The organism is Actinomadura logoneensis, assembly GCF_003428695.1.
Taxonomy (GTDB): Bacteria; Actinomycetota; Actinomycetes; order Streptosporangiales; family Streptosporangiaceae; genus Spirillospora; species Spirillospora logoneensis.
The window spans coordinates 1-681 of sequence record NZ_QURH01000380.1; the positions used below are offsets into that span (position 1 = coordinate 1).

1 protein-coding gene is annotated in these 681 nt (G+C 79.7%); it reads left to right on the forward strand.

Features of this window, described 5'->3' with window-relative positions:
- On the forward strand, window positions 1-681 hold a 681-nt coding region (locus DZF91_RS22830; protein ID WP_147341277.1), incomplete at both ends, for a GNAT family N-acetyltransferase.

Consider the following 681-nt stretch of genomic DNA (forward strand, 5'->3'; position numbering starts at 1 on the left):
GCTCCGGCGGCCGGCGACGACGAGGGCGGCGTGCTGACCGTCCGGGCCGGGCGGCGGTCGGTGCGGCTGTCCCGCCCCGGGCTGCCGTTCACCACGACCGAGGCCGCCCGCGCGGACGCCCTGGTCCGGGCGGCGCTGCCCGCGGGTCCGCCGTCCGCCGCGTCCCGGACCGTGCCGCTGGCCGACGGGACACGCGTGACCGTCCGGCCGATCGGGCGGGACGACGCCGACGCCGTCCGGGCGATGCACGAGCGCTGCTCGCTGGACAGCCGCCGGATGCGGTACTTCAGCGCCAAGCCGTTCCCGCCGCGCGCCGCCGTCGAGCGGTTCTGCGAGCCGTGGCACGGGCTGACGCTCGTCGCCGAGGGCCCCGACGGCTCGGTGCTGGCCCTCGCGCACCTGATCCACGTCCTCGACCCCGGCGTCGCCGAGGTGGCGTTCCTGGTCGAGGACGCCTGGCAGGGCCGCGGTCTCGGCCGGGCGCTCGCCGAGCTGCTCGCCGTGCTCGGCCGCGAGCGCGGCCTGGTCGAGCTGCGGGCCGCGACGCTCGGCGAGAACACCCGGATGCGGCGGCTGCTGGAGTCGCTCGGCGGCCGGAGCCGCCGCACCGGCGAACCCGGCGTCCTGGAGATCCGCCTGCGCCTGGACGGCCGCCCCGCCGCCGCCGCGACGGCCGCGGAC